28 protein-coding genes are annotated in these 26,366 nt (G+C 71.0%); 11 read left to right on the plus strand and 17 right to left on the minus strand.

Going from position 1 to position 26,366, the window contains the following annotated elements; all coding sequences use genetic code 11:
• Positions 1-55: 55 nt before the first annotated feature.
• From ACFSE6_RS09695 to ACFSE6_RS09730, 8 genes are all read right to left on the minus strand, one after another.
• Positions 56-556 (minus strand): VOC family protein, encoded by a 501-nt coding sequence (locus tag ACFSE6_RS09695; protein WP_388005724.1) that lies wholly within the window; start codon positions 554-556, stop codon positions 56-58.
• Between the two features lie 33 nt (positions 557-589).
• Complete coding sequence (locus ACFSE6_RS09700) at positions 590-1,669, minus strand: hypothetical protein (RefSeq protein WP_388005727.1); 1,080 nt, start codon at positions 1,667-1,669, stop codon at positions 590-592.
• A gap of 51 nt (positions 1,670-1,720) precedes the next feature.
• On the minus strand, positions 1,721-3,817 hold the full coding sequence (locus tag ACFSE6_RS09705) for an iron ABC transporter permease (protein WP_388005730.1): 2,097 nt from the start codon (positions 3,815-3,817) through the stop codon (positions 1,721-1,723).
• A complete protein-coding gene (locus ACFSE6_RS09710) occupies positions 3,814-4,800 on the minus strand; it encodes an ABC transporter substrate-binding protein (protein ID WP_388005733.1) in 987 nt (328 codons plus the stop codon). The genes ACFSE6_RS09705 and ACFSE6_RS09710 overlap by 4 nt, the downstream gene beginning before the upstream one ends.
• A 41-nt stretch (positions 4,801-4,841) precedes the next feature.
• Positions 4,842-5,666, minus strand: coding sequence for an ABC transporter ATP-binding protein (locus tag ACFSE6_RS09715; RefSeq protein ID WP_388005736.1), 825 nt, complete (start codon positions 5,664-5,666; stop codon positions 4,842-4,844).
• A gap of 73 nt (positions 5,667-5,739) precedes the next feature.
• Positions 5,740-6,645, minus strand: coding sequence for an acetamidase/formamidase family protein (locus tag ACFSE6_RS09720; protein WP_388005739.1), 906 nt, complete (start codon positions 6,643-6,645; stop codon positions 5,740-5,742).
• Between the two features lies 1 nt (position 6,646).
• Positions 6,647-7,870 carry an aromatic amino acid transport family protein gene (locus ACFSE6_RS09725; RefSeq protein WP_388005742.1) on the minus strand — a complete coding sequence of 408 codons (1,224 nt, stop codon included), beginning with the start codon at positions 7,868-7,870 and terminating at the stop codon, positions 6,647-6,649.
• 67 nt (positions 7,871-7,937) lie between these two features.
• Complete coding sequence (locus ACFSE6_RS09730; RefSeq protein ID WP_388005745.1) at positions 7,938-9,197, minus strand: NAD(P)/FAD-dependent oxidoreductase; 1,260 nt, start codon at positions 9,195-9,197, stop codon at positions 7,938-7,940.
• A gap of 138 nt (positions 9,198-9,335) precedes the next feature.
• Between ACFSE6_RS09730 and ACFSE6_RS09735 the strand changes: the two genes are divergently transcribed.
• From ACFSE6_RS09735 to ACFSE6_RS09745, 3 genes are all read left to right on the plus strand, one after another.
• The gene (locus tag ACFSE6_RS09735; RefSeq protein ID WP_388005748.1) at positions 9,336-9,938 is read left to right on the plus strand and encodes a response regulator; all 603 of its coding nucleotides are present in this window, start codon (positions 9,336-9,338) and stop codon (positions 9,936-9,938) included.
• 95 nt (positions 9,939-10,033) lie between these two features.
• Positions 10,034-10,642, plus strand: a complete 609-nt coding sequence (locus ACFSE6_RS09740; RefSeq protein ID WP_388005751.1) for a DUF6318 family protein — start codon at positions 10,034-10,036, stop codon at positions 10,640-10,642.
• Between the two features lie 314 nt (positions 10,643-10,956).
• Positions 10,957-11,559, plus strand: a complete 603-nt coding sequence (locus tag ACFSE6_RS09745) for a hypothetical protein (RefSeq protein WP_388005754.1) — start codon at positions 10,957-10,959, stop codon at positions 11,557-11,559.
• 10 nt (positions 11,560-11,569) lie between these two features.
• Here ACFSE6_RS09745 and ACFSE6_RS09750 read toward each other — a convergent pair whose 3' ends face one another.
• The gene (locus tag ACFSE6_RS09750) at positions 11,570-12,232 is read right to left on the minus strand and encodes a TetR/AcrR family transcriptional regulator (RefSeq protein ID WP_388005757.1); all 663 of its coding nucleotides are present in this window, start codon (positions 12,230-12,232) and stop codon (positions 11,570-11,572) included.
• Positions 12,233-12,295: 63 nt separating this feature from the next.
• On the opposite strand from ACFSE6_RS09750, the gene ACFSE6_RS09755 reads away from it, so the two are divergent.
• Together ACFSE6_RS09755 and ACFSE6_RS09760 are read left to right on the plus strand one after the other, a co-directional pair.
• A complete protein-coding gene (locus ACFSE6_RS09755) occupies positions 12,296-13,255 on the plus strand; it encodes an ATP-binding cassette domain-containing protein (RefSeq protein ID WP_388005760.1) in 960 nt (319 codons plus the stop codon).
• Entirely contained in the window at positions 13,252-14,013 is a 762-nt protein-coding gene (locus tag ACFSE6_RS09760) for an ABC transporter permease (RefSeq protein WP_388005763.1), read from the plus strand. Before ACFSE6_RS09755 ends, ACFSE6_RS09760 begins: the two co-directional genes overlap by 4 nt.
• A gap of 15 nt (positions 14,014-14,028) precedes the next feature.
• On the opposite strand, the gene ACFSE6_RS09765 is transcribed toward ACFSE6_RS09760, so the two are convergent.
• Both ACFSE6_RS09765 and ACFSE6_RS09770 read right to left on the minus strand, forming a co-directional pair.
• Positions 14,029-15,699, minus strand: coding sequence for a Y-family DNA polymerase (locus ACFSE6_RS09765; protein WP_388005766.1), 1,671 nt, complete (start codon positions 15,697-15,699; stop codon positions 14,029-14,031).
• 1 nt (position 15,700) lies between these two features.
• Positions 15,701-16,585, minus strand: coding sequence for a P-loop NTPase family protein (locus ACFSE6_RS09770; protein ID WP_388005769.1), 885 nt, complete (start codon positions 16,583-16,585; stop codon positions 15,701-15,703).
• A gap of 240 nt (positions 16,586-16,825) precedes the next feature.
• Between ACFSE6_RS09770 and ACFSE6_RS09775 the strand changes: the two genes are divergently transcribed.
• Both ACFSE6_RS09775 and ACFSE6_RS09780 read left to right on the plus strand, forming a co-directional pair.
• Positions 16,826-17,353, plus strand: a complete 528-nt coding sequence (locus tag ACFSE6_RS09775) for a YbhB/YbcL family Raf kinase inhibitor-like protein (protein WP_388005772.1) — start codon at positions 16,826-16,828, stop codon at positions 17,351-17,353.
• Between the two features lie 113 nt (positions 17,354-17,466).
• Positions 17,467-17,970, plus strand: a complete 504-nt coding sequence (locus ACFSE6_RS09780) for a YbaK/EbsC family protein (protein ID WP_388005965.1) — start codon at positions 17,467-17,469, stop codon at positions 17,968-17,970.
• 7 nt (positions 17,971-17,977) lie between these two features.
• Here ACFSE6_RS09780 and ACFSE6_RS09785 read toward each other — a convergent pair whose 3' ends face one another.
• Positions 17,978-18,574 carry a dihydrofolate reductase family protein gene (locus tag ACFSE6_RS09785; protein ID WP_388005775.1) on the minus strand — a complete coding sequence of 199 codons (597 nt, stop codon included), beginning with the start codon at positions 18,572-18,574 and terminating at the stop codon, positions 17,978-17,980.
• A 127-nt stretch (positions 18,575-18,701) separates the two neighbouring features.
• On the opposite strand from ACFSE6_RS09785, the gene ACFSE6_RS09790 reads away from it, so the two are divergent.
• A complete protein-coding gene (locus ACFSE6_RS09790) occupies positions 18,702-19,883 on the plus strand; it encodes an AAA family ATPase (protein ID WP_388005778.1) in 1,182 nt (393 codons plus the stop codon).
• Between the two features lie 11 nt (positions 19,884-19,894).
• A complete protein-coding gene (locus ACFSE6_RS09795) occupies positions 19,895-20,356 on the plus strand; it encodes a tRNA (cytidine(34)-2'-O)-methyltransferase (protein ID WP_388005781.1) in 462 nt (153 codons plus the stop codon).
• Positions 20,357-20,375: 19 nt separating this feature from the next.
• On the opposite strand, the gene ACFSE6_RS09800 is transcribed toward ACFSE6_RS09795, so the two are convergent.
• The 3 genes from ACFSE6_RS09800 to ACFSE6_RS09810 are packed head-to-tail and all read right to left on the minus strand — an operon-like array spanning position 20,376 to position 21,958.
• Positions 20,376-20,660, minus strand: a complete 285-nt coding sequence (locus ACFSE6_RS09800) for a DUF2277 domain-containing protein (protein ID WP_388005784.1) — start codon at positions 20,658-20,660, stop codon at positions 20,376-20,378.
• Between the two features lie 54 nt (positions 20,661-20,714).
• Positions 20,715-21,161, minus strand: coding sequence for an MmcQ/YjbR family DNA-binding protein (locus ACFSE6_RS09805; protein ID WP_388005787.1), 447 nt, complete (start codon positions 21,159-21,161; stop codon positions 20,715-20,717).
• A gap of 56 nt (positions 21,162-21,217) precedes the next feature.
• Positions 21,218-21,958: a GAP family protein gene (locus tag ACFSE6_RS09810; protein ID WP_388005790.1), complete on the minus strand. Its 741-nt coding sequence runs from the start codon at positions 21,956-21,958 to the stop codon at positions 21,218-21,220.
• Here ACFSE6_RS09810 and ACFSE6_RS09815 point away from each other — a divergent pair.
• Both ACFSE6_RS09815 and ACFSE6_RS09820 read left to right on the plus strand, forming a co-directional pair.
• Entirely contained in the window at positions 21,957-23,396 is a 1,440-nt protein-coding gene (locus ACFSE6_RS09815) for a sensor histidine kinase (RefSeq protein WP_388005793.1), read from the plus strand. The genes ACFSE6_RS09810 and ACFSE6_RS09815 overlap by 2 nt on opposite strands.
• On the plus strand, positions 23,393-24,046 hold the full coding sequence (locus ACFSE6_RS09820; RefSeq protein ID WP_388005796.1) for a response regulator: 654 nt from the start codon (positions 23,393-23,395) through the stop codon (positions 24,044-24,046). Before ACFSE6_RS09815 ends, ACFSE6_RS09820 begins: the two co-directional genes overlap by 4 nt.
• Before the next feature lie 108 nt (positions 24,047-24,154).
• Here the strand turns inward: ACFSE6_RS09820 and ACFSE6_RS09825 are convergent, their stop codons facing one another.
• Both ACFSE6_RS09825 and ACFSE6_RS09830 read right to left on the minus strand, forming a co-directional pair.
• Positions 24,155-25,012, minus strand: a complete 858-nt coding sequence (locus ACFSE6_RS09825; RefSeq protein WP_388005799.1) for a TrmH family RNA methyltransferase — start codon at positions 25,010-25,012, stop codon at positions 24,155-24,157.
• A gap of 55 nt (positions 25,013-25,067) precedes the next feature.
• On the minus strand, positions 25,068-26,357 hold the full coding sequence (locus tag ACFSE6_RS09830) for an SPFH domain-containing protein (RefSeq protein ID WP_388005802.1): 1,290 nt from the start codon (positions 26,355-26,357) through the stop codon (positions 25,068-25,070).
• Positions 26,358-26,366 lie beyond the last annotated feature (9 nt).

Here is a 26,366-nt window from a genome sequence, read left to right on the forward strand (position 1 = left end):
GTGGTCAGTGTGGCAGGGGCACGGCACGGCCGCGCCGGCGGCTCCGGTGGCTGCCTCACCGCGGTCCGTCGATGCCGCCCTCACGCAGCTGCTGCGCCTCGTGGCTGTCGGGGTCGTACACCCGCGCAGCCGTCATGATCACCCGGGCCCCTTCCGGCGTCGTCACCGTGACGTCGGTCGTGTTCCAGGGGGTCGGTGCCGGTCCGGTGACGCTTCCCGGTGCCAGCCGTTCGCACGCCGCGGCGATCTCGTCGAGCTGGCTCAGCACGCAGGCGAACGTCACGCCCGGTCCCGCGCCGGAGGTGTCCTCGCCCGGCACGAGCAGGACGTCCTGGAATGCCCAGCGCCGCAGGTGGACCACCTGGCCGGGCAGCGCGTAGAACTCGAAGAAGCCGAGTCCTTCGGTCCAGAAACGTGTGGAGGCGTCCAGATCCGCTGTCGTGAGCGTGACGAACATCGGCATGCCGTAGATGCCGCGGAACAGCTCGGGCGGGGCGACCTCGGGACCGGGCTGCGGCACGGGGCTGAGGGAGAAGGCAGGAAATGTCTCGGTCATGTCGACATCGTTCAGCCTGACGCTGCGTCAGGGTCAAGCGCCGTCACGACGCAGGCGTGCGGCGGCACGGCGGGCGCGGTCGAGCGGGCTCGGCGGACGCGCGTGGACTTCCTCCAGCAGTGCCTCGATGACCTCGACAGCCGCCGAGGCCACCTTGCCCGGGACCGGCTCGTCGGGATCGGTCCAGGGTTCGGGCGGGGGCGCGGGCAGCAGGTCCCCCAAGTCCCCGTGGACCACCACGCCTCGCTCACGTAGCCACTCGATCCATGTCCGGCTGCGCTCGAGGACCCACGGGTGGTCGGCCGGTCCGAGCGTGATGCGTTCGGACCGGCGCGGTCCGAGCACACGGCCGACCACGATGCCGTCCACGAGTGCGGAGTACTCGCCGCCGCGGCGTGCCTGATCGCCGAGGCGGCGGTTGATCCTTCGCAACAGGTGCGCCTCCGGGATACCGACCGACTCGTTCGCGCGCACCGCCTCGTGCGGGACCCAGGCGGGATCGACCCCGATCGCCTCCAGGAACCGGTGCCACAACAGATCCGGCGGCCCGCCGGCGGGCGGCGCGGTGACCACGTGCACCCGTTGCGCCGGCAGCTCGCCCGCCCACACGTCGAGCACGCGCGTGGGGTCGAAGCCCTCCATGAACGCCGAGTCACCCTCTCGGGCGCTGGCGAGGAACCGCGCGAACGGGCGCCGACCACCGAACTTCAGCGTCTCCTGCCACGCACCGGACAGCTCCCGCGCCAGGTCCCGCGCCGTGAACACCAGGTGGATCTCCGCCCCCGTGGCCGCGAGGTCGTCCAGCACCCGCTCGGCCTGCTCCGGACTCGCCTTGGCGAGAACCTCGTGGGAGAGGATCACATCGCCGCTCGCCCGGCGGACGTGGCGCAGCAGACGGGACCACGCACCGTGCACCCGGCGAGGATCGACCCCGTGGTCGGTCTCGGTCACCTCGAGCGCCGCCCAGTAGTGGACGCGCTGGTCGCCGAGCGGGCCGTGCGGGTAGCTGACGCCGTGCCGGCTCAGCTCACGGCGGTTGACGTGCAGACGCGACTGCAGGTACGTCGTGCCGGACTTCGGGGCCCCGACGTGGAGATGAACTCGCCTCGGCATGGCGCTCACCTTGACACACCGCGGCCGTGCGGTCCCACCGGGCGCGCAGGGTCAGGCCCGTTCGCCGCCCCGGGTACGCCACAGCAGGTACACGAAGTAGGGCGCCCCGACGACGGCGGTGATGATGCCGGCCGGGATCTGCGCCGGGGAGATCACGGTCCGACCGAGGGTGTCGGCCACGCTGACCAGCAGCCCGCCGAGGAGCGGGGCGACGAGGAGCACGTGCGCGTGCCGACCCCCAACGAGGGCACGCGCCGCGTGCGGCGCGACCAGGCCGACGAATCCGACGACGCCGACCGCGCCGACTGCCGCGGAGGTCAGGAGGGCGGCGGCGACGAGCAGCAGCAACCGGGTGCGTTCGAGGCGCACGCCGAGCACCCGGGGCACGTCGTCGTCGAGAGAGATGACATCGAGGTCGCGGATGTGCCGGGCGACCACCGGGATCAGCACGGCCAACGCCACGGCGAGCGGCACGAGCTGCGGGAGTACCCGACCGTAGGTGGATCCGGAGAGCCACGTGAGCGCGAACGCGACGTTCCACGGATCGGCGACGATCACGATCGCGGTCGTCAGCGCGGAGGCTCCGGCGGCGAACCCGATGCCGACGAGGACGAGCCGGTCCGAGCTGAGCCCGCCCCGGTAGGAGACGAGGTAGACGACCGCGAAAGCGACCAGAGCGCCCGCGGCGCCGGCGGTCGTCACGGACCACACGCCTGCCCCGGGCACAAGGGTGAGCATGCCGACGGCGCCGACCCCGGCACCGGCCGTGATCCCCAGCGTGCTGGGCTCGGCGAGCGGGTTGCGGGCGACGCCCTGGATGACGGTGCCGGCGAGTGCGAGCGCGGCGCCGGCGAGCACCGCGCCGAGGACACGCGGGCCGCGTTCGGTGACGGAGGCGGAGACCACGCGCCCGGCGTCGCCGAGGATGTAGTTGACGAGGTCACCGGTGAGCATGAGTCGCCCGCCGAGGAGCATGCCGGCCAGGGCGGCGGCGGCGAGGAGGACCCCCGTCACGGCGGCCAGAGCCAGCACCCGGCGGGTGCTGCGCGGGCGTCCCGAGGCCGCGGCGCCGGTTCGTCGCACCGGGCCGGAGTCACGCAGCCGGCGGGCGAGGACGATGAGCACGGCCGCGCCGACGAGCGAGGTGACGATCCCGGTGGGGACCTCGACACCGCCGGCGCCGCCGAGCACCGCGCGGAGGGCGACGTCGGCGCCGAGCACGACGATGACGCCGGCCAGTCCGGCGAGCGGGATGAGCACGCGGTGGCGTTGCAGGCCGGGCACGAGCGGGGTCAGCAACCGGACGACGGCGGGCGCGCACAGTCCCACGAAACCGACCGGGCCGGCGGCGGTCACGGCGGCCGCCGAGAGGAACACGGCGATGAGCACGGTGAGCACGCGCGTGCGGAGCACGGGGACGCCGAGCACGGAGGCTGCGTCGTCGCCGAGGGCCAGCAGGTCCAGCCGGTGGGCGATGAGCAGGGCCGCGACCAGCCCGAGGCCGACGGCGGGGGCGACACGCGTGACGGTCTCCGTGCCGGACTGCACGATCGAGCCGCTCCCCCAGGCGTACAGGCCGGTCGTCTCCTCCTCGTGCAGGACCAGCAGCAGCATGGTCATCGCCTGCAGTGCGAGGGAGATCGTGGCGCCGGCGAGGATGAGCCGGGTCGGTCCGGTGGCTCCGCCGCGCGCGAGCACGAGCACGAGCGCGGCACCGGCGATGCCGCCGACGAAGGCGAGGACGCCGTTGAGCGCGAGCGGCAGGGAGACCCCGAGCGCGGCGACGGCAGTCAGGGCGAGGTGGGCGCCGGCGTTGACCCCCATCGTGTCCGGTGAGGCGAGTGCGTTGCGCGCGATGGACTGCAGCAGGGCGCCGGCCGCTCCCAGCGCGAGCCCGACGAGCACGCCCGCGAGCAGGCGAGGCATGCGGGAGTCGGAGAACACGGCGCCGCCCAGGTCGTCCCCCTGGCCGAGAAGGACCCGCAGGACGTCGAGGGCGCCCACGTCCGCCGTGCCCTGGGCGAGATGGATCGCGCAGAGCAGGACGATGAGAAGGCAAGCTCCGACCGCGACGGTGGCGATGCCGAGCGTGCGCCGCAGCGGTGCCTGGGGCGCCGTCGGCGGCGCCGTGTCGGTGGACGCGGTCACGCGAGCGCGTCGACGACGGCGTCGACGTACTGTTCCGCCGAGCGGGGGCCGCCGAACATCCAGATCCCGTCGGGAAGGCGGTGGACCTGGTCGGCCTGGACGAACGGCAGACCGTTCCAGACCGCGTTGCCGCCCAGGCCCTCGACGAACGGGTCGGGTTGAGCGGTGTCGTTGGCGATGTAGAAGAAGTGGACCTCGTCGAGCTGGGTCAGCCCCTCGACGTCGGTCGACTGCAGGCCGTAGACGGCATCTCCATCGCCCTCCCAGGCGTTGCGCAGGCCGAGCTCCTCCCCGAGCGCGGTGAGCATCGCGCCGTCGGTGAACATGCGGATGGAGACGCTGCCGCCGTCCTGCCAGCCGTCCGCCATGGCGAAGGGGGCGCCGTCCAGGCCGGCCGCGGCGAGGCGGGCGCGCCCGTCCTGGATCGTCGCGTCGAGGTCGGCGAGGAGCTGTTCGCCCTCCTCGACCGTCCCGGTCGCCTGGGCGAGAACCTCCACGGTGTGGTCGATGTGGCCGAGCGGGTCGGCGGCGTCGGAGCCGTGCAGCACCAGCACGGGCAGGCCGACGTCCTCGAGCTGACCGATGATCGTCTCGGGCAGGTCTGAGGTGGTGACGACGAGGTCCGGGTCGAGCTCGATGATCTGGTCGACGGACGGTTCGCCGCGGGTGCCGACGTCGGTCACCGAGTCCTCGAGGTCGACGGCGGTGTCCCAGGTGCGGAAGCCCTCGACGTCAGCGACGCCGGTGGGCATCACCCCGAGCGCGACGAGGTTCTCGACCAGGCCCCATTCGAGGCCCACGACGTCCTGAGCGGGGCCGTCCAGCTCGATGGTCTCGCCGCGGTCGTCGGTGACGGTGACCGGTTCGCCGCTCCGGCCGCCGCCGTCGTCCTGTTCGCCGGAGGCGGGCGGCTCGGTCGTTCCGCAGGCGGTGATGAGGGTGATCACGAGGACGGCGGGCAGGGCGAGGAGGGATCGGCGCATGGGTGTCCTTGGGGTGTACGGGCTCGGCCGGGGCCGGCCGGTCAGATGGTGGGGGCGAGAGCGTGCCGGCTCAACGGGCGGGTCATGAGCTTGCCGGTGACAGGGTCCTCGGCCACGGCGATGTCGATGCCGTAGGCGTCCGAGAGCAACTCGGAGGTCAGTACGTCCTCCGGAGTGCCGACGGCGCGGATGCGCCCCCGGGCGAGCAGTGCGACCCGGTCCGCGATCGCGGCGGCCTGGTCGAGGTCGTGCAGCACGACGCCGATGGCCACGTGCTCGTCGAGGGCGAGGTCGCGGAGCAGGTCGAGGAGTTCCTGCTGGTAGCGCAGATCGAGATACGTGGTGGGCTCGTCGAGCAAGAGCACCCCGGTGCGCTGGGCGAGGCACGTCGCGAGCCAGACACGTTGGAGTTCGCCGCCGGAGAGCTCGTCGACGTTGCGGGCGGCCATGTCTGCGACGCCGGTAACGTTCATCGCCCAGTCGATCGTCGCCGGCCCGTCGGGATCGGTGCGGCGCCATCGGCTGGTGTACGGGTGGCGGCCGTAACCGACGACGTCGCGCACGCGCACTCCCGACGGTGTCGGGTGAGCCTGGGACAGCAGCGTCACGCGCCGGGCGAAGTCGGTGGGGCTGAGGGCGAGGGCATCCTCGCAGCCGTCGAGCGTGACGCTGCCGGCTTCGGGTCGGTGCAGGCGGGCGAGCGAACGCAGCAGGGTGGACTTTCCGCTGCCGTTCGGGCCCACGAGCGCGGTGATCGCTCCCGACGAGAGCGCCAGGTCTGCGGCGTGGACCACGGCGGCGCCTCGGTACCCGAGGGTCAGGCCGGCGCCGTGGAGGGGCGGGGCGTCGGAGGGCTGGATCGTCACGGTGGTGAGGTTAGCCTTACCTCGACCCCGAAGGGAAGTTTTACGTGACGATGACGTTGCGGAATTTGGGCTCTCAGCGGCTCCGCACCGCAAGCACGTCGTCGCTGACCCACCGGCCCGGGATGGACATACGTGCAGTGACCTGGGGGTTCACGAGCTGGCTCACCTGCAGATCACCGACCACGCTGGTGAGACGGTAGGCGTCGGGCCACGACAGATCCTGCCAGCGCGCCATGAGAGCGACGGCCTCGCGGAACGCCGCCCGGGCGGCGCGCTCGAACGGCGCGCCGCTGGCGAGAATATGCAGCCCGTCGTCGTCGACGACGGCCGGCCATGCGCCGTCGTAGTCGGCCACGCGGTCGATCCGCAGCCGGACCGTCCCGCCGATCTCGATGCCTGTGCCACCGAGTTCGCCGTCTCCCATCGCTGCGTGCAGGTCGCCGACCGCGAGGCCGAGGCCGGGTTGACGCGCGCGCAACATCACGGTGGCGCCGGGGCGAATGATCCGGGTGTCGAGGTTTCCTCCGTGCACGCCCGGCGTGCTCGTCGGAATCCGCTCCTCGGCCGTGGCGGCGCCGAGGATGCCCACCATGGGGCGAAGCGGCACCGCCACCTCGGGCGTGAGCCACGCGTGACCGTCACGCACCTCGAGCACGCGGGTGGTGGCTGTCTCGACGTCCTCGCCGAGGAGGCCGAGACCGGGCGCCAGCGCCATGACGCCCGCGGGGGCGAGATCGACGTCCTCGATCGAGACGGCGACGGCCTCATCCGGCTCGATCCCGCGGACCGCGACCGGGCCGCTGGCGCGGTTGAACCGAGCCATGTCGATCTGTGGACGCAGCGTCGAAGGATCTGCGAGCTGCCCGTCGTAGCAGTCGGCCGTCTCGACGGTGAATGTTTCGCCCTGGTCGACCTGCCCGACAGCGTCGAAGCCGGGGCCGAACTCGGTGACCGCCCGGTCAGCTGCGAAGTGCTGCACGTCAGGCCCAGGCCTGCGGGACGAGGCCCAGTGCGGTCAGCAACGAGTAGACGAACGCGAGGCCGAAGACCACCACGAGCAGCACCTGGATCGCGGGATGGGAGATCCAGCCGGCGCGCCAGGCAGGCTCCTTGTCGCCGCGTTGGCGAGCGCGGTGGAGCATCATCACCGGCACGACGGACATGATCGCCCCGGCGAATCCGCCCGCGTAGCCGAGGGCCGAGACGAAGCCGGCCAACCCGAGGGTGGCAATGAGGAACGGGGGCACGGCGATCAGGGCGAGAGCGGCGAGACGGTGCCTGGGTGAACCGCTCGCCGGCCACGCGAAGCGATCGAGCACGTTCGTCATGAGGGTCAGGCCGATGGCCCAGAAGGAGGTGAGCATCGCGAGCAGCGCGAAGATGTTGGCCATCCAGTAGGCCGCCGTGCCCAGCTCGGCACCCCAGGCGAGAGTGACCACCTCGGTGATGCTGTCGGCGCCCATCATGCCGAGCGCGGCGAGCGGCACGAGGGCGAGGATGAAGCCGGTGGCACACATACCCGTCACGACGGCGCCGGGCAGCTTCTCCGGTGCATGGCGCGCCAGGCCGCGGGCGAGTTCGGGAACGGTGTACTGGGCGATGAACGCGAAGACGGCGAGATTGACGATCGGCACGATGTAGTACGGGCTGAATACGAACAGTCGCTCAGCCTCGATACCGGGACCGACGAAGGTCCAGCCGGAGAGCAGCAGGATGATTCCCACCATTGCCACGGTGATCGCCTGCTCGGAGCGCCCGGTCGCCTTGAGGCCGAACCAGATGACGACGACGCCCGGGATGTAGAACAGCACCGAGCCGACGAGCTCAGGGATGCCGAACAAGTCGGCGATGATGCTTCCGCTGCCGCCGGTGTAGGCGATCAGTGCGCCCAGGCCGTTGATGACCACGCCGGCGAAGATCAGCCATGAGCCGAGGTTGCCGAGGTACTTCTGTGCCAAACCGGAGAGCTGCAAGGGTTTGTCGGTCCGCAGGGCAACTTCCGCCACGTAGAGCATCGACGCTGTGGTGAGGAAACCGGAGACCGCGAGGGCGATCACCAGGGCGAGGAAGCCGCCCTCGCGTGCGCCGTAGGGCAGGCTGAGGATTCCCGCGCCGATGTTCGCGCCGAAGATGATGGCGACGCCTTGCCAGAACGTGATCGACTCGTACCCGAGTCCCCTACGCGTGACGGTCTGCTCAGACAACGTGCTCTCTCCTTCGTGAGTCGCCGCTCGTGCAAGCGGGCCGAGACATCATTCCAGGCGCCGGCCTCTACGCCGCGGTCGTGGACTCCTCGGCGCGCCTGAAACGGCGCGCCGCCCCGAACCGGTCCGGGGAGAAGGCGGCCTCGTGCATGGTCGGCGCCGAGTCGGCGATACCGCGCGCGATGAGGTCGCCGCTGACCGGCGCGAGCACGAGTCCCCACATGCCATGGCCGGTGGCCACCACGAGGTCCTTCCGGATGCCGCTGCGGCCCAGTGCGGGCACACCGTCGGCCGTGCACGGGCGCAGTCCGGCCCAGGTCTGGACGGTGGAGCGATCGCCGAGTCCCGGCAAGCCGCGCCGGCCGGCAGCACGGATGGCTTCGAGTCGGGACATGGTCGTGGTGGCGGGATCGCCGCCGAGTTCGAGCGTCCCGCACAGGCGCACACGATCGCTGTACGGCGTGACGACGACCTTGGGTTCACGCAGCGCCAGGGGGCGGCTGGGCCGCGGGCCTTGTCCGTCGAGATCGATCACGTAGCCCTTCGCGCCTTCCATCGGCATGCGCACCCCGACCTGGGCGCACAGGCGGCTGCTGCCCAGGCCTGCGGCCACGACGTAGGTGTGGGCGGTGATGCGCTCCCCCGCCGTGTCGACCGAGGCGATTCGACCGTCGCTGCGCGGGACGAGGCGCGCACGGGTCCCCCATCGGACCTCGGCACCGTGCTCCTGCGCCTGGCCGAGGACGGCTCGGAGGTACTGCTGCGTACCGACCTGGGCATCGTCCGGCCAATGCACCGCGCCGGCGACGGACCCGAGCAGTGGTTCCATGGCCCGCGCATCGTTGCCGTCGAGGCGTTCGGCGGGCGCGCCCGGCCTGGCGCGCTCGAAGGCACGTTCGGTGAGGTAGACGTCGAGGGAGCCGCGCTGCTCGTACCCGGTCTCCAGTCCTCGTTCTGCGTAATCGGCGTGCAGTCGGACGCCGTGGCGGGCCAGCTCCTGCATGCGCGCGGTGAGCTGCCGGGCCCGTTCGGGGCCGGAGGCTCTGACGAAGCGGGCGAACCAGGGCACCAGTCGCGGTGACGGGTGCATGTGGAACGGGCTGTCCGGAGTGAACAGGTATCGAAGACCGGCTCGCACGTTCGCCGGGGTGGTCAGTGGTTCGACATGGCTCGGGGCCAGTAACCCGGCGTTGGCGTAGGAACAACCGTTGCCGATGTCCGGGCCCTCGTCGAGCACCACCACACCGACGCCTCGACGGCTCAGTTCGTAGGCGATGCTTGCCCCGACGGTGCCGGCACCGATCACGACAACATCCGTGGTTGCCACGCGTCCACACCCTTCTGCGACGGCTCATGCGCTACTGCGACGACTGGTGAAGGACGACGCTATGGCTCCGCACCGGAGAACGGATCCGTCGAGAAGGATGAGGTTTCGGGGGCGGCCGGACTGGGAGGATGAGCCCTCGTGACTGTTCGCGTGCTCGTCGTCGAAGACCATCCGGTGGTGTCTCTGGGGCTGAGGACCGTCATCGACGCTCAGCCGGACATGAAGGTGGTCGGCGACGCGACGTCGGTCGAAACCGCCCTGAGAGCGGCGCGTGACCTCGAGCCCGATCTGGTGATCCTGCCCTTGCGACTCGAGGGTGAACCGCTCGGAATCGAGCTGTGCCGGGAACTGAAGACCGGGAAGTCCTCACCCCGCGTTCTGATCTACACCTCGTACAACTCGATGGACGATGCGTCCGCGTCGTTCCTGTCCGGCGCGGACAGCTTCGTGCACAAGAAGGAAGACTCCGGCCGCCTGCTGGAAACGATCCGCTCCACGATGGCGGGACGCCGGACGTGGTTGCTCGGCGTGGAGCACGCAGACGAATCGACGCGTCTGCAGGACGCCGTGGAGCGGTCCGGCCTGACGCAGCGGGAGCGCGAGGTCCTCGGGTTCATGCTGCAACGGTTCTCGAACGCTGAGATCGCCAGCGAGCTGTTCGTGGAGTTGCCGACGGTGAAGACGCACGTCAGCAACATCCTTGCGAAGCTCGGGCTCCGTAGCCGGAACGACCTGTTCTGAGCGGGCGATACCCCTGAGCCGCGAGGTGCCGCCCCGTCCACAGGTCGACGCTCGGTACTGGCAGTAACGCAGCAGGCCTGGATAGGTTCTCCCGCATGGCTCGACGGGGGCATCGAACGACGGCGTGGTCAGGGGGCGCAGCAGCCCTGCTCGTTTCCGTGGCCGGCTTGGCTGCGTGCGACGGCGAGGAGCCCGCGCCGACGGACCCGCCCACATCGGAGGAGCCGACGAGCGACGAGCCGACGTCGGACGAGCCCACCGGCGCCGAGGTCGAAAGCCCTGTGCCCCGCGACTCCATCGCGCGCGACGACGTCCACGGCGCGGAGGCCGCAGCTGAATATTTCGTTGCGTTGTATCCCTACTCGTACTCAACTGGCGACCTTGCGGAGTTCGAACAGATGTCGCACCGGGAATGCGTCTTCTGTCAGAGCGTCATTGACGGTGTGAACCAACTACACGACGAGGGTGGGTATCGCGAAGGCGGCCGGATCAATGTGGAATCGGTCGACAGTTCCCCGCCCGGCGATGGTTATGAGTTCTTCTTCGTCCGCCTCGAAGGAACCGAGACCGCATCAACCAACTTCAATTCCGAGGGTGACAGAACTGGCTCGGAGAATCAGACCGATCTGACGCTTGAACTCGCACTCGGATACGACCCCGATGGGTGGGTTGTACGCGAAGTCGACGTCACGGCACAGGACTGACGATGCCTCAGAGTCTCGCCGCAAAGGCGTCGGGAGCACTTGCTGCATCCGTTATTGTCATCACCACCGCAAGCGTCGGTCCGAGCTTTGCCGCACCACGAGACGAAGGCGCCGCGGGCACTGGCACATCAATCACCGGAGAAGCTAATCGGGAAGTACTCGATCTAACAGGCCACGGCCAGTCGGGCCGCTCGCCTTCGTCGAACCCACCGCCCCACGGCGGAAGTCCCTCCTACACGCCACCCGGCGGCGGCCAGCCTGCAGCTGGGGGTGGGACGACCGTCAGCCCCGACGTGCTGGAGACCCGGTGTCCGGTGCGATACCACTCCGACGGATCGACCACGTTCAACCCGAACGACTGCCCCGACCTGGGTGGTCCGGACATGCCGTCCATGGGCACCGAGGACTACGAGCCACCGGACAGCGAACCCGACGAGCCGGACGCTCCCGAGCCGGAGCCCGAACCGGAGCCGATCGTCGTCACCGTCGAGGACCTGCAGTCGCTCCCGATCGATCCGGGCGGCCTGAACGTCCAGCCCGGCCGCGGCTGGGTCCTGGTGAACAAGGAAACCATCGCCTACACAGGTGCCACCGAGCAGTATCTGCGCACGCACGTGCTCGGGACCCCGGTCGAGGTCCACGTCGTCCCGGTTGATCACACGTGGGACTGGGGTGATGGCACTGTCACCACCACGGAGGATCCAGGCGCACCGTATCCGGAGCATTCGGTGTTCCACACCTACACCCAGGCCGGCGACAGCCGGCAGATCACGGTGACCACCCGCTGGATCGGCGAGTTCCAGGTGGCCGGGAGCGGACCATGGCTGCCGGTCGAAGGTCTGGCGACGACCACCGTGACGTCTGAACCGTTCGAGGTCCGCGAAGCGGACACCTACCTCACGGCACCGGGCGGCTGACGCAGAGCTGTCAGGAACCGTGCTGCGCGTGCGTCTCCGCGGCAACATCGTGCTCGCGCGCCTTGCCCACGAGGCATTCGTAGTCGACGGCAAGACCCTGCAGTACCGTCTCGACGGTCGCCTCGATCTCTTCAGCGCTGGTGCCGGCGTGGCCGAACAGGACGCGGTAGTGGATGAACGAGCCCAGCAGGTCGACGGCGAGGTCGAGATCGAGGTCCTCCCTCAGATCGCCCCGTTCCGAGGCGCGTGAGAGCGTGTGCCGGACTGCCTCGCGCGGCGGGTCGAACAGCGTGCTCATGAACGCCTGCCGCAAGGCCTCGTCTCCGGCGCAGTCGGCGAGCAGCGGAGCGAGTACATCGGGCGGCATCCTCCGGAAGGCCTCGACGAAGAGGATGAGGGACTCCGCGAGATCGCACATCGTGCATGCCGTGTCCGGCGGCTCCACCTGACCCAGGCCGTTCGCCAGTGCCGCCAGCGCCAGATGCTGACGAGTGGGCCATCTGCGGTAGATGGCGGGCTTGGACGTTCCGGCGGCGCGGGCCACCTGCTCGAGTGAGAAATGGCTGTACCCGTCCTCCGCGAGGGCGGCAAGCGTCTCACTCAGAACCGCTGAGTCGATCGCGGCATCCCGCGGTCGCCCCGCCCGGCTGCTCCTGGCCGACGTGCTTGACATGCCGCACAGTCTACTACTTATATTTCGTGTCGATACGTAACGCATTGCAACTGGGAGCTGACCATGATCGACACACGAGATCTCAGGCGTGACTTCCACTCGGAGAACGGCACGGTCCACGCGGTTCGTGGGATCGACCTGTCCGTCTCCCCCGGCGAGGTCGTCGCGCTCCTGGGCCCGAACGGCGCCGGCAAGAGCACCACCCTGCGCATGTTGACCACCCTGTTGCCGCCGACCTCCGGCAGTGCCGTGGTCGCCGGCCACGACGTGGGCACCGAACCGGTCGAGGTACGACGGCGCATCGGCTACATCGGCCAAGGGAACGGCTCGTTCAACGGCCTCCGCGTCCAGGAGGAGCTGTACACCCAGGCCCGGCTGTACGGTCTGGACCGCCATACGGCACGACGTCGCACCGCCGAACTGCTCGAGCAGCTCCAGCTCGCAGATCTGTCACGGCGGGACGTCGCCCGTCTCTCCGGTGGTCAGCGGCGCCGGCTCGACATCGCGATGGGGATCGTCCACTCCCCGTCGCTGGTCTTCCTCGACGAGCCGTCGGCCGGGCTGGACCCGCAGAGCCGGTCGAACCTGTGGGACCACATGGACCGGATGCGCCGCGAGCAGGACACCACCATCGTTCTGACCACGCATTACCTCGATGAGGCGGACCTGGTGGCCGAGCGCGTCGTCGTCATCGACCACGGCACGATCATCGCCGATGGCACGCCGGACGAACTGAAGAGCCAGGTCTCCGGTGACCTCGTCGCCCTCGAGCTCATGGGCGTCGACGACGCCGCGTCCGCGGCAGACGTCGCCCGTGCCGTTCCGGACGCCGGCGAGGTCTCGGTCGATGGGACGGTCGTGCAACTACGCGTCCACCACGGCGATTCGACCACCCCCGAACTCGTCCGGGCCCTCGATGCGGCGGGCGTGCGCCTGGTCGCCACGCAGGTACGCCGACCCAGCCTCGACGACGTCTTCCTGTCTCTGACCGGACGCAGCCTTCGTGAAGGAGAAGCGGCATGAGCCTGATGACCGCCACCGCGTCGATCTTCGATCGCGACATGCGGAGCAAGATGCGCACACCCTGGCCCTACGCCGAGGCCATGGCGGACCCGCTGCTGCTCCTGCTGCTGTTCGCGCCCCTGGTGGGCGCGATCGGCCCGATGCCCGGCGTGCCCGCCGACCGCACCCTGCAGTGGTTCGTCCCGGGCATGCTCGTGCTCATGGTCTTCACGACCAGTGCGTTCATCGGAGCCGGATTCCAGGAGGAGCGCGCCTCGGGAGCACTCGAACGGATGCTCGTCACTCCCGTCAACCGATTCGCACTCCTCGCGGGTCGTGTGCTGCGCATCGCCGCGACCGTCCTGGTCCAGGCGGTGATCATCGTCGCGGTGACGGTGCCGTTCGGTCTACAGCTGTCCGTCCCGGGGGCCGTCGTCGCGGCGCTTCAACTGGCCACCCTCGCTGCGGGCCTGGGCCTCGGCTCGCTGGCGATCGGTCTCGCACTGAAGAACGCGTACGCGTTCTGGGGGGTCGCGAGCATGGTCTACACACCGATCATCGTCACCTCGGGCGCACTGCTGCCGATGGAGGTCGCCCCCGGCTGGCTGTACGCCGCCTCCAGGATCAACCCGCTGGCGCACGTGGTGGACGGCCAGCGTGCCCTGTTCCGTGGCGACCTCACCGACCCGGTCGTGCTCACCGGTTTCGTCATGGCGTTGGTCCTGTGCACCGTCGGGGCGCTCGTCGGGACGAGGGTGATGCGACGGCTGAGCGCCTGACCTGCGGCGGACACATCAGTCGTAGAGGCCTTCCACCTGCCATGCCCCTCGTTCGAGCGCGAGGAGCATGGCAGGAACGCCGTCCGGGACCACCTGGAGGTAGGCCCGGCGACGCGCCTGCTCGGACCACCAGCGCTCGGTGCCGTGCCACGGACCGGCCCAGGCGATCAACGGATACTCCCCGGGCCCGACCACCGGACTCGGAGCACGCGTCGCACGCGTCTCGCGTGAGCCGGTCCGCCCCCCTGCAAGCACGAGCAGCCGCGCCGGCGGAGCGCTGGTGAGCCCGCGGGCGCTGACCCGCACGTCGGCGCCGGTGACATCGAGCAGACGCACCGGCAGCGGCTCGGCCGGGACGGTCGCCGGCCACGGGGCCGGCACCTGACCCGGCCACGGAGCATCAGTCCGGCGCAGCGGCGTCGCCTCATCACCCCAGGCCACCAACCGCACCGTCCCCCGAGGGTCGCGACCACCGTCGAGGACAGGGACGAGGATTCCCTCGGCCCCGAGCAGGCCCTGCACCCGAAGGGCGGCCCGTTCGGCCTGTTTCTCACCACGCCGAGCCCGGCCCCACAACCCGTCCTGGACGACGCCGGCAGGACTGGTCTCCTGGGCCACGAGCTCCAGGCGCGTCAACGGGGCCGAGGGCGGGCGGCCGCTGCGCCCGGACAGCCACCCGTCCAGCTGCCACCGCACCCGGTCGGTCAACTCCGCCGCGGTGGGGGCGCCATCGATCGTCCAGGTCCGCACCAGTTCCGTGCCGTCCTCGGTTCTGGCCGCCACCCGTAACCGGGCGCACACCACACCTCGGCGCATCATGGTCTCGGCGAGCTGCTCGGCCAGCGCCCGCGCGGTGAAAGCGGCGACGTCGGACCGTTCCGCGGGCGGGTCGAGGTCGGTGGCGGCCGACACATCCTCCTCCGGCCGACGTGCCGTGGGTGGGGTGGCATCCAGACCGCGCGCGAGCCGGTGACAGGTCAGGCCGAGCGTCCCGAAGCGGGCGGCCACATCTGCGGGCTCGAGGGCGGCGAAGGCGCCGAGAGTGCGCAGGCCGAGACGGCGCAGCAGGTCCACGAGTTCCTCGGTCGCGGCGACCGTCTGCCGGGTGCCGGCGGCAAGCGTCAACGTGCCGATGCCCTGCCCGGCCAGGAAGTCCTGGGTCGTTCCGCTGGGCACAACCGTCCCGGCTCGGGCGGCGAGCATGGCCGTGAGCAGCCCGTCGGCGACGCCGACCTGACACTCGGCGCCGGTCTCGGTGGCCACCACCCCCACGAGCGCCTCCCCGAGCGCCTCCTCCGACCCTGCATGCCGCGCAGGACCGCGCGCAAGGAAGGTGACCATGCCCGGCCGAACCACCTCGACCTCGGCGACCACGGTCTCCACCGCCTGGACGAGGGGTTCGAAGGCCCGTGCGTCACGGGTCTCGTCGACCGGCAGGATCACGAGCTCGGGGCAGACCTGCTGAGCACTGCGTCTACGCATTCCCCGTCGCACCCCCGCGGCGCGTGCCGCGGCAGAGGCGACCAGCACCCCTCGGTTCCCGGCCACGGCGACCGGGACCTGGGGATCCACCAGGTCCTCGGCCACCGCGGCCGCGACCGGCCAGTCCGGAACCCACAGGACCGCCCGGCGGGCCGCCGTCGCTGACCGGATGTCCTCGCCGGACGCGTGCTGCGCCGTCGTCATCTCACACCGCCCGGAGCAACGGGGGCTCGGTGGGGCTCATCCCGGGCGCCGGAGCCGGAGCGGTGGTTCCCGGCTCGGGACGCAGCCCGTCGAGACCGGCCAGCACCCGGACTTCGCGTTGCCCCGACGCTCCGGCGCGACCGGTGGCCCGTACCGTCAGGTGCTGGTCGGTCAGGTGGCCCCAGCCTTGGCCCAGCCCGTCACACCCGGTCCGCGTAGCCCGTAGCACCAGGTGCGCTCCCGGCCATGAGTGGGTGGTCAGCAGCACCGCACCGCGGGTACGGATCCGGCCGGTGAGGGAGCGACGGTCCCGCTCGGCCAGGGCCGGGCACCTGCCGACGACGAGGACGTCGAAGCCGTCGGTGAGTGCGCCGACCACGCCGGCGGCGTCCGGACCGGGCGAGGGGACGACCGCCACGCGCTCCAGGGCCAGACCGGCACCGTGGGCGGCACGCCAGCCGATGTGCGGCATGGCGGCGAAAGCGCACCAACCACCGTCGGTGGCGGTGGAGGCCGCGAGCGCGAGCAGCACCGACGTGGACCCGGAGACCTGGACCACCGACCCGCGCGGGAGGGCGCCGGCCGGGAACAGCGGGGCGAGGGCGGCGGGTACGGGCAGGGTGCGGTCATCGACACCGGAGAGCGGCGCAGGAGCCGCCGGTGGCGGGGCAGGGGCAGGCACCTCGGACGCGTCGACGGCGGTGAGCGTGGGGCTGGTGCTCAGCCCGGGTCCGGGTAACCGGTCGCGCAGTCCGGTCGCCGCCTCCGCCTCGGCCAGCGCGGCTCGGGCCGCAGCCAGCCGGGGATCGACGCCGGCGAAGGGCTGATCGGCAGGCTCTGCACGAGAGTCGTCGGCGTCCGGGACAGCGGTGAGAACTGCCGTCATACCCCCTCCTCCCAACTGTCGAACTGGTGTTCGAGAGCATCCAGTGTTGGCCCAGGGGCGGGCCGTGTCAACCGAGGCGTCAACCGGTCCGCACTCGCTCTGTAGCCTCCCTGCCGCCACCCACACCGACCCGACCCCGCAGGCCGGCGCAGCTTCGCCCCTGGCATCGACCCGCGTGCCAGGACGGGGCCGTCGGCCTTAGGTTGGACACCAGCACCACCCGACGACGGAAGGACTGCTGTGAACCTCGATCGCCCGCTCGCCCAGGACCCTTACGAGAAGCTCCCGGCGGTGCCCTCCTTCTCGCTGACGTCCACCGACCTCACGGACGGTGAGCCGATGCCCCAGGTGCATGCCCAGGACGGCGGCAACGTCTCCCCCCAGCTGTCCTGGTCCGGGTTCCCGGCCGAGACCAAGGGGTTCGTCGTGACCTGCTTCGACCCGGATGCGCCGACGCCGTCGGGCTTCTGGCACTGGACGGTCGTCGACCTCTCCGCGGACGTGACCTCGCTCGGCCAGGGCGAGGGCGAGTCGGACCTCATGCTGCCGGGGGCCGCGTTCCACCTGCGCAACGACGGGGGCGCGCACGCCTACGCCGGCGCCGCTCCGCCGGAGGGTGACCGGGCGCACCGGTACTACTTCGCGGTCCACGCCCTCGACACCGAGACGCTCGAGCTCAGCGAGGACGACACCCCGACCACGGCCTCGTTCCTCGGGTTGTTCCACACCATCGCCCGCGCCACGCTCACGGCCACCTACCAGCGGTGATGCCCCTCCCGGAACCGACCCCGGCGGGAGAGAGTCTTCGAGACCCGAGCGACCCACTGCTCACCGACGCCGTCCGGTACGGCTCGTTGACCTGGGTGCCGTACACCCGGTGCATGGACCTGCTGGCCACACCGGTGCTCACCGCGCTGGAGGCACTCGATCCCGACGTCGCGAAGTACGTCTACGTCACCGAGATCGACCCGGACCTTGCCGACACCGCCGCGATGACCGAGGCCTACGACGTCCCGCTCGCGGCCTCGTCGAACTGCGTGCTGGTGGCCGGCAAGCGCGCCGGGGAGGAACGGGTGGCCGCCTGCGTGGTGCGGGCGACGACCCGCACGGACGTCAACACCACGGTCCGCAAGCAGCTGGACGTGCGCAAGGCCTCGTTCTGGCCGACCGAGCGGGCGGTCGAGGCCTCCGGGATGGAGTACGGCGGTATCACGCCGGTCGGCGTGCCGGCCGACTGGCGGCTGCTCCTCGACTCCCGGGTCAAGGAGGGACCGAACGTCGTCGGCTCCGGGCTGCGCCGTTCGAAGCTGCTCATGCCGGGTGGGGTGCTGACCGCACTGCCGGGCGCGGAGGTCGTCGAGGCCCTGGCGAAGCCGGCCGAGTGACCGACGGTCAGCGGCGTACCCGGTAGTGCAGGTGCAGGACGCGATCGCCCTGCACCACCTGGTCCGGGTCCTCGAGCAGTGCGACGCCGGTGTGCGCACCGAAGAACCGCTTCCCCTCCCCGAGCACCACCGGGGCCACGTCCATCGCCACCTCGTCGACCAGTCCGGCGGCGAAGGCCTGCCCGCCGACGTCGCCCGCGCTCACGACCACCAGCCCGTCGCCGGCGCGCTCCTTCGCGAGGGTGATCGCCTCCTCGACCGACCCCGCGGTGCGGACCGGCGCGTCCGGATGCTCGTCGAGCCACTCCTGCGGCAGTGGCCGGTGCGTGACGACGACGAGCTCCTCCCCCGCCGCCGGCACACCGTCCCAGCCGTTCGTCATGTCGAAGAGATGCCGCCCGATCACTGTGACGGACACGGCGTCCCAGAAGGGGTTGAGGTAGTCACGGGACGCCTGCGAGACGTGGAACGTCCAGCCCTTGTCGTTGGCGGCGATCTCGACGTCGCCGTTCCCGTACCAGTCGTGCAGTGGGCCGGGCATGTCGTCGGGCTTGGCGATGTACCCGTCGACCGACACCACTGCTTGCAGGATCACGCGTGCCATGCGGACTCCTTTTAGTCAACTTGTTGGTTATCTAAGTGAAGTGGGCGGGCGGCCTCGTTGTCAATGCTTCGGTTGATAACGGGTGACGGCGTGGAAGGCGTCAGGGGGCTCGTCTACCGTCGACGGCGTGCTCACGACTGTCGCCGTTCGCGGCTACCGCTCACTGCGGGACGTGGTGCTGCCGCTGGGACGCCTGACCGTCGTGACCGGGCCCAACGGCTCCGGCAAGTCCAACCTGTACCGGGCCCTGCGCCTGCTTGCCGCCACGGCGAGGGAAGGTGCCCCGGCGGCTCTGGCACGCGAAGGCGGCTTGTCCTCCGCGCTGTGGGCCGGCCCGGAGAGCGGCGGTGAGGGCCACGGAACACGCCGGAAGCATCCCGTCCGCGTCGAGCTCGGGATCGCCGGCGAGGACACGGGCTACAGCCTCAGCCTCGGTCTGCCGCAGCCGCCGTTCACCGACGCGATCGCCCAGCTCTTCGCCCGTGACCCGGAGATCAAGGAGGAACGCGTCTGGGCCGGGCCGATCCTGAAGACCTCAACCGTGCTCAGTGAGCGCAGCGGCCCGCTGATCCGCTCCCGCGGCCGCGACGGCTGGACGATTCTCAGCTCCGAGGCCCGGACGCACGAGTCGATGCTGGACGCGGTCGTCGATCCCGATCGCGCGCCCGAGCTCGTGCGCACGCGTGAGGAGTTGCGCTCGTGGCGGTTCTACGACCACCTGCGCACCGACCCGGAGGCCCCCGCGCGAACGCCGCGCCCGGGTGCGCGCACCTCGGCTCTGGCGGACGACGGAGGTGACCTGGCGGCGGCGCTGGCCACCGCGATGGACCTCGGCCGCGCGGACGCCGTCGACACCGCGGTCCACCGGGCGTTCCCGGACTCTCGCATCGAGGTTGTCTCCCGGGACGGGATGTTCGAGCTCCTGCTCCACCAGCCCGGACTGCTCCGGCCGCTGCACGCCGCGGAGCTCTCGGACGGGACGTTGCGTTTCCTGATGCTCACGGCCGCGCTGCTCACTCCTCGGCCACCGCAGCTGATCGTGCTCAACGAACCAGAGCAGTCGATGCACCGCTCGCTGCTGACAGCGCTCGCGCGGATGCTGCGGGAGGCGGCAGACCAGACCCAGCTGGTGGTGGTCTCGCACTCGCCGGAGCTTGTCGATGAACTCGGCCGAGCCGGTGGCACGGACACGCCGACGGCCTCGGACACGTCCGCCGTCGTGACGGTAGAGCTGACCAAGGACGCCGGGGAGACGGCCGTGGTGGGCCAGGACGGACCGCTGGACCGACCGGGCTGGCGCTGGCCGTAAGGTGTGACGCCGTGTTCCACGTCGTCTTCTACGAGCCGCGGATCCCGCCGAACACGGGTAACGCGATCCGGCTCGCGGCCTGCACCGGCACGACGCTGCACCTGATCGAGCCACTCGGCTTCGAGCTGACGGACGCACACTTACGCCGGGCGGGCCTGGACTATCACGACCTGGCGGACGTTCACGTCCACGCGGACCTCGACGCCGCCCTCGCGGCACTGCCCGGGCGCATCTTCGCGTTCACCGGCAAAGCCGCTCGCAGCTTCGCCGACGTCAGCTACGAGCGCGGTGACGCGCTGCTGTTCGGGCCGGAACCGAGCGGCCTACCCGACGAGGTCCTCGCCGACCGGCGCCTGACGGACCGGCTGCGGATCCCGATGACTCCGGCCGTGCGGTCGCTGAACCTGTCCAACTCGGCGGCGGTGGCGGTCTACGAGGCGTGGCGTCAGCACGGCTACGACGGCGGAAGCTGAGGCGCCGTCGTCAGCACCCTCAGCTCGCCGCGGCCTGCGCCCCGTAGCGTTTGGCGGCCCGCGCCTTGGCCTTGGCGGCCTCGACCTCGCGGTCCTTCGGCGGAGCGTTGGTCACGAGGTTCTCCAGGAGGTGCTCGGTGATGTGCGCGACCTCGTGGACGGCACGGTCGAAGGCCTCCTGGTTCGCCTTCGACGGCTTGTTCATGCCCGAGACCTTGCGCACGTACTGCAGTGCGGCGGCCTGGACCTCCTCGCTCGTCGCGGCGGGGGCGAAGTTGTGCAGGGGGCGGATGTTGCGGCACATGCGGTTCAGAATCCCACGCCGGACGCGGCACGTGAAGGGCCGGGCGACGAAAGCTCAGATGCCGCGGGCGGCCGGTCCGCCGTCGGCGTCCAGCAGCGCCACGCGCGTGGCGTCAGCGACCTGCCGGTAGGAGCTGTCGAGCAGTTCCGCGATTTCCTGCCAGTCCACATCGTCCGGACCTGCACCGCCGGCGGCCAGGTCGAGGCCGATCCAACCGAACGGGCCGTAATAGGCGGGGACGAAGGTACGCGGGTCCTCGGCGAGGGCGTGCCGGTCGTCCTCCTCGGGCATGAGGACGAGCCCGTGGTCGTACATCACGCGGCGGCTCGCCGGCCCTTTGGTACCGGCCCCGTAGACCGCGAACACCTTGCCGCCGTCACCGGCGCGGAACTGGGGCCGGCCGTGACCGACCTTCTCGGTGGCCTGGGGAAAGGCGAGGGCGACCCGGCGCAGACGTAGCAGGTAGGGATCGTCGTCGTCGAACATGATCGGGTGCGGCATGACGGCCAGCGTAGAGCGGGGTGCTGACACGGCTCGTGACGGAATCGGAGCCGTGCTCAGCTCAGGCCACGCAGGTGGTCGAGGAGTTCACTGACGCCACCGAAGTGCTGCGCACCGTGACGGATGAGCAGGAAGCCGAGGATCCCGACGATCCAGGACATCCAGTCGCCGGCCGAGCGGGTCAGCCAGGCGTTGATCCGCTGCAGCAGCGGCTCGACGGCCCGGTGGGCGACGAGCCGGAGGCCGAGGAGCACCAGTGCCGGCAGGATCATGACCATGCAGTAGCCGGCCATCACCAGCCCGTGCAGCGCCGGTCCCAGGTCCGCATCGGTCATGACACCGATCGCGATGAGGTAGGGCAGCAGGGTCGCGACCTCGATGACGGTGGCAGTCAGGGCGAGGGCGGCGAGCGGACGGGCCGAGCCCGTCTCGGCGCTCATGACCCGCTCACGCCACCGCATCAGGCGGCCGCCGCCCGCCTGCTCTGCGGACTTGCGCCGCTTGTCCATCCAGAACGCCAGGGCGATGAGGCCGGCTCCGGCGACGGCGATCGCCACCGCGCCGCTGTCGGTCTCCAGCCAGCGCTGGATGTCGTCGAGGAACAGGCCCGCACCGACCGAGAGCAGGAGTCCGACGAGGAAGTAGAAGGCGGCGACGGTGCCGAGGTAGACGAGCATGCGCCCAGGCCGGGGGCGCCCGGTGGCCAGCAAGAGCCAGATCGGGATGAGCAGGGTCCCGAAACTCGTCGAGTCGGCCAGGGCGAGGAGCCCCAGAAAGCCCAAGGTCGTCGGTTCCATGACGGCCATGGTCGTCGCACGCGTGCGGGCGCACGTCGGCCTGACGATGCAGGTCACGGCCGGCGCCCTGCATCGTTCGGAGTACCCACCGGGGGCCGGGGTGTGCTGGGATCGGCTCATGATCGGCACACGGCGGGATCCCGCTGCGGGGCGAGCATCCCCGGTGAGGGAGCGTGCGGAGGAGGCGCACGTCCCGACCGCGATCGACGACTGGGTCTTCCCGCATCTGCCCTACCGATCGGTGCGCGGCGACGTCGTCATGAGTCTCGGGATCCTGGTCCTCGGCGTCGTCGTCGCGCTGACCGGGTTCGCCCGGCAGCCCGGTCCCCAGGAGCCGGCGGTCGCGATCGTCGCGACGGTCGTGGCGGCCGCCGCGTTGCTCGTCAAACGCCGTCGGCCCGGTCCGGCGGCGCTCGTCATCGGCGCCGCCCTCGCCATCGAGGCCGCACTGGTGGGGACCGGGATGAACCTGGCGATCCTCATCGCGCTGTTCGACGTCCTGTACGTGGTGGCACTCCTCGGCAGCGACCGGGAACGCCGGATGATCGTGGCGCTGTGTGTGCTCGCCGCCGCCGCGTTGCTGATCCTTCCCATCGGCTCGATCTCGAACCGGCTGCAGGCTGCGCTCTCGCTGCTCGCGGTGCTCGGCACGCCGCTGTTCATCGGCACCAGCAGCCGTCAGCGGGAGGCGCTGGTGCGGGTGGAGAAGGGCCGGGCGGAAGCCGAACGGGGCCGGGCCGACGCCGTCGTGCGCGCCGCGGGCGCCGAACGCCGTCAGGCGGTGCGCGCCGAACGCGCGGCGCTGGCCCGCGATCTGCACGACGCCGTCGCGGCACATCTGTCAGCGATCGCGCTGCAGTCCGGGGCCGCGATGTCCCGGGCCGGGCAGGAGGCCGACCCGGCGATGCGCGCGGTGCGGGAATCGAGCCTGGAGGCCCTGCGCGAACTGCGTCAGCTCATCGACGTGCTGAGTGCGGACGATCCGGGCGACCTCCCGCTGAAGGTGCCGCCGGGACTGGAGGAGACCGAGATTCTCGAGGCGGATGCCCAGCGGTTCGGCGTGCCGTTGCGGCTCGACGTCGATGTCCCGCGTGAGGCGTTGACCACGGCCACCTCCCACGTCCTCATGCGCATCGCCCGCGAAGGCGTGGTCAATGCGGCCCGTCACGCCCGCGGCACCGAGGTGACGGTACGCGCCGGGGTCGCCGACGACGTCGTGGAGCTCACCGTGACCAATCCGCTCACCGACGGGAGGGGCGAGCTCGGCGAAGCGGAGGACGCCGAGCGATCGGCCGGTGGGGGTCTCGGGACGGTCATCATGGCCGAACAGGCGGCCGCCGTCGGCGGACACTGTGTCGTCGGCCCGGACGGTGACACCTGGCGGGTGCGGGCGACCGTCCCACGTCACCGTTCGACAGCAGTGGAGGCCGAGGCATGACTGACCCGACCATCCGTGTCCTCCTGGCCGACGACCACGCCGCCGTCCGCTCGGGGCTCGGCGCCGTGCTCGCCTCGGATCCGGCGATCACCGTGGTCGGCGAGGCCGCGGACGGTCGCGCCGCCGTCCTCCAGGCGCGGGCTCTGCGACCCGACGTGGTGCTCATGGACATCCGCATGCCCGGGGTCGACGGCACCCAGGCAACGGCGCAGATCGTGGCCGAGAACCTCGCCTCGGTGCTGGTGCTGACGACGTTCGACATCGACGACTACGTCGACGGCGCGCTCGAGGCCGGTGCGGCCGGATACCTCCTCAAGACCGTCGAGCCGGCCGAGCTGGTCGCCGCCGTGCACCGGGTGGCGGCCGGTGACGGCGTGCTCGCCCCGGAAGTGACCCGCCGGGTGCTCAGTCGGTTCCGCGAGCGCCGCCAGTCCCCGCCACCCGAGCCGCCCTCTGCGCTGGAGACGTTGACGGCCCGTGAACGTGAGGTCCTCTCCGGCCTCGGCCGCGGCCTGTCGAACCTCCAGCTCGCCGAAGAGCTCGGGATCTCCGAGGCGACGGCGAAGACGCACGTCTCACGGGTGCTGACGAAGCTGGACCTGCCTACGCGGATGCGGGCGGCCGTCGTCGCCCGTGACGCCGGCCTGTGACGCGGTCCGCGCACGATGCAGACGAGCGCACATGATCGACCAGCCGGCACAAGAATGACGACTCACGCCCCCATGACCGGGGCGAGTCGTGAACGATGTGCCGAATTGTCAGTCGTGTGCCCGCGTCGCCCAGAAGGCGACGGCGGATGCGGCGGCCACGTTGAGCGAGTCCACACCGCCGGCCATGGGGATTCGCACGACGACGTCGGCCGCCTCCACCGTCCGGCGCGCCAGCCCGTCACCCTCGGTGCCGAGCACCAGGGCGAGCTTCGAGTCCGTGGCCGTCACGGGCGGCGAGGCGGCGAACTCGTCCAGGCTCACCGACTCCTCGGCGAGCGCCAACGCCGCCACCGTGTAACCGAGCCGCTGCAGCTCCGCCACGTCGCCGGGCCAGCGGTCCAGCCGGGTCCACGGCACCTGGAAGACGGTCCCCATCGAGACCCGCACGGAGCGGCGGTAGAGCGGGTCGGCGCACCGTGGTGTGACGAGCACGGCGTCGATCCCCAGCGCCGCGGCCGAGCGGATGGCCGCCCCCACGTTGGTGTGATCGACGATGTCCTCGAGGATCGCCACCCGGCGGGCCCCCGCTCCGCCGCGCGCGGAGGCGAGCAGTTCGGCCACACCCGGCAGGGGCGGTCGATGCATCGCCGCCAGAGCACCGCGGTGCAGATGGAAGCCGGTGATGGCGCGCAGCAGCGTCTCCTTGGCCACGAACACCGGAATCTCACCGCCGTCCGGTGCGCCGCACGCCTGCTCGAGGACCGGCTCCATCGATCCGAGCCACTTCTCGGCCATGAGGAACGAGCGGGGCCGGTGGCCCGCCGCGACCGCCCGCCGGATGACCTGCGAGCTCTCGGCGATGTACAAGCCCTTCTCGGGCTCGTGCTTGGACCGTAGCGCGACGTCGGTGAGGTTCGTGTAGTCGCCGAGTCGCTCGTCGTCGGCGGTGGTGAGGGTGATGAGCATGGCGGACCGACGTTACCCCGGGAGCGCGCCTCCTAGGACGGAGCGGCCGGCCGCGCTACTGCTGCGGCGGCGGACCCTGGCGCGGCTCCTCCGGGGGCTCCTGCGGCGGCGGGCCCGGCTGCACCTCGTCCGCCTCCGGCGGGGCGAACCGGGTGGTGTCCCCGGGATCGGTCGACTCACCGGCGGACGCGGCACCCGGCGTGCCGCCGGTCTGCGGCCGTGCCTCGGTCGGCGCCTGACCGGCCTCGACGTCCCGGGAACGCCGCGCACCGCTGTACTCCCCAGCGGTCGAGGCCTCGGACGTCGCGTGCGCGGCTTCGCCCCGGGCGGCGGCCAGCGCCTCGTCCGGATCCTGGAGTGTGGTCTCCTGCAACGCGGTCGCCATGCCGGAGCCCTGGTCGCCGAAGTCGACCGTGGGGTGCTCGTGCGGCTCGTCGGAGCCACCGCCACCGTCGCCCCCCGGGGTCCCGAAGCCTTCGGCGATCCCGCGCAGCGCCGCCGTGAACTCGGTCGGCACGACCCACAGCTTCGAGGACTCGCCGTTGGCGATCTCCGGCAGCTTCTGCAGGTACTGGTAGGCGAGCAGCCGACTGTCCGGCTTGCCGCGGTGGATGGCGTCGAAGACCTGCAGAATGGCCCGGGACTGTCCCTGCGCCTCCAGGATGGCGGACTGCGCCTGGCCCTCCGCCCGCAGGATCGCGGACTGCTTCTCACCTTCGGCGGTGAGGATCTGCGACTGCTTGACGCCCTCGGCGGTGAGGATCGCCGCACGCCGGTCGCGCTCGGCCCGCATCTGCTGCTCCATCGCACCCTGAACGGACTGCGGCGGGTCGATCGCCTTGAGCTCGACACGGTTGACGCGGATGCCCCACCGGCCGGTCGCCTCGTCGAGCACGCCGCGCAGCTGGCCGTTGATCTGGTCACGCGAGGTCAGCGTCTGCTCGAGGTCCATCGAGCCGATGACGTTACGCAACGTGGTCACCGTGAGCTGCTCGATACCGGTGACGTAATTGGCGATCTCGTAGGTCGCGGCCTTGGGGTCGGTGACCTGGAAGTAGATGACGGTGTCGATGTTGACGGTCAGGTTGTCCGAGGTGATCACCGGCTGCGGCGGGAAGGACACGACCTGCTCACGCAGGTCGACGCCGGAACGCACCTTGTCCACGAACGGGATGAGCAGGTGCAGGCCCGCATACATCGTCGATTGGTACTTGCCGAGCCGTTCCACGATCAGCGCGACGGCCTGCGGCACGATGCGCACCGCCCGCCAGACCGTCACGGCGGCGAAGATGAGCAGGATGACGGCGATGATCGTCAGAACGGTGCCGCCGAGCGTGTCTCCCATGGTGTTCCC

Origin of the sequence: Georgenia deserti, from assembly GCF_042680605.1 — a bacterium.
In the GTDB taxonomy this organism is placed as follows: Bacteria; Actinomycetota; Actinomycetes; order Actinomycetales; family Actinomycetaceae; genus Allobogoriella; species Allobogoriella deserti.

Excerpts from the sequence above, each read along its gene's own strand:
- ACFSE6_RS09750 (WP_388005757.1), bottom strand. The coding sequence starts at position 12,232 with ATGTCAAGCACGTCGGCCAGGAGCAGCCGGGCGGGGCGACCGCGGGAT.
- ACFSE6_RS09710 (WP_388005733.1), bottom strand. The coding sequence starts at position 4,800 with ATGCGCCGATCCCTCCTCGCCCTGCCCGCCGTCCTCGTGATCACCCTC.
- ACFSE6_RS09760 (WP_388005763.1), top strand. The coding sequence starts at position 13,252 with ATGAGCCTGATGACCGCCACCGCGTCGATCTTCGATCGCGACATGCGG.
- ACFSE6_RS09695 (WP_388005724.1), bottom strand. The coding sequence starts at position 556 with ATGACCGAGACATTTCCTGCCTTCTCCCTCAGCCCCGTGCCGCAGCCC.
- ACFSE6_RS09780 (WP_388005965.1), top strand. The coding sequence starts at position 17,467 with ATGGACCTGCTGGCCACACCGGTGCTCACCGCGCTGGAGGCACTCGAT.
- ACFSE6_RS09815 (WP_388005793.1), top strand. The coding sequence starts at position 21,957 with ATGACGGCCATGGTCGTCGCACGCGTGCGGGCGCACGTCGGCCTGACG.
- ACFSE6_RS09800 (WP_388005784.1), bottom strand. The coding sequence starts at position 20,660 with ATGTGCCGCAACATCCGCCCCCTGCACAACTTCGCCCCCGCCGCGACG.
- ACFSE6_RS09770 (WP_388005769.1), bottom strand. The coding sequence starts at position 16,585 with ATGACGGCAGTTCTCACCGCTGTCCCGGACGCCGACGACTCTCGTGCA.
- ACFSE6_RS09765 (WP_388005766.1), bottom strand. The coding sequence starts at position 15,699 with ATGACGACGGCGCAGCACGCGTCCGGCGAGGACATCCGGTCAGCGACG.
- ACFSE6_RS09820 (WP_388005796.1), top strand. The coding sequence starts at position 23,393 with ATGACTGACCCGACCATCCGTGTCCTCCTGGCCGACGACCACGCCGCC.
- ACFSE6_RS09810 (WP_388005790.1), bottom strand. The coding sequence starts at position 21,958 with ATGGAACCGACGACCTTGGGCTTTCTGGGGCTCCTCGCCCTGGCCGAC.
- ACFSE6_RS09785 (WP_388005775.1), bottom strand. The coding sequence starts at position 18,574 with ATGGCACGCGTGATCCTGCAAGCAGTGGTGTCGGTCGACGGGTACATC.
- ACFSE6_RS09830 (WP_388005802.1), bottom strand. The coding sequence starts at position 26,357 with ATGGGAGACACGCTCGGCGGCACCGTTCTGACGATCATCGCCGTCATC.
- ACFSE6_RS09740 (WP_388005751.1), top strand. The coding sequence starts at position 10,034 with ATGGCTCGACGGGGGCATCGAACGACGGCGTGGTCAGGGGGCGCAGCA.
- ACFSE6_RS09825 (WP_388005799.1), bottom strand. The coding sequence starts at position 25,012 with ATGCTCATCACCCTCACCACCGCCGACGACGAGCGACTCGGCGACTAC.
- ACFSE6_RS09755 (WP_388005760.1), top strand. The coding sequence starts at position 12,296 with ATGATCGACACACGAGATCTCAGGCGTGACTTCCACTCGGAGAACGGC.
- ACFSE6_RS09700 (WP_388005727.1), bottom strand. The coding sequence starts at position 1,669 with ATGCCGAGGCGAGTTCATCTCCACGTCGGGGCCCCGAAGTCCGGCACG.
- ACFSE6_RS09805 (WP_388005787.1), bottom strand. The coding sequence starts at position 21,161 with ATGCCGCACCCGATCATGTTCGACGACGACGATCCCTACCTGCTACGT.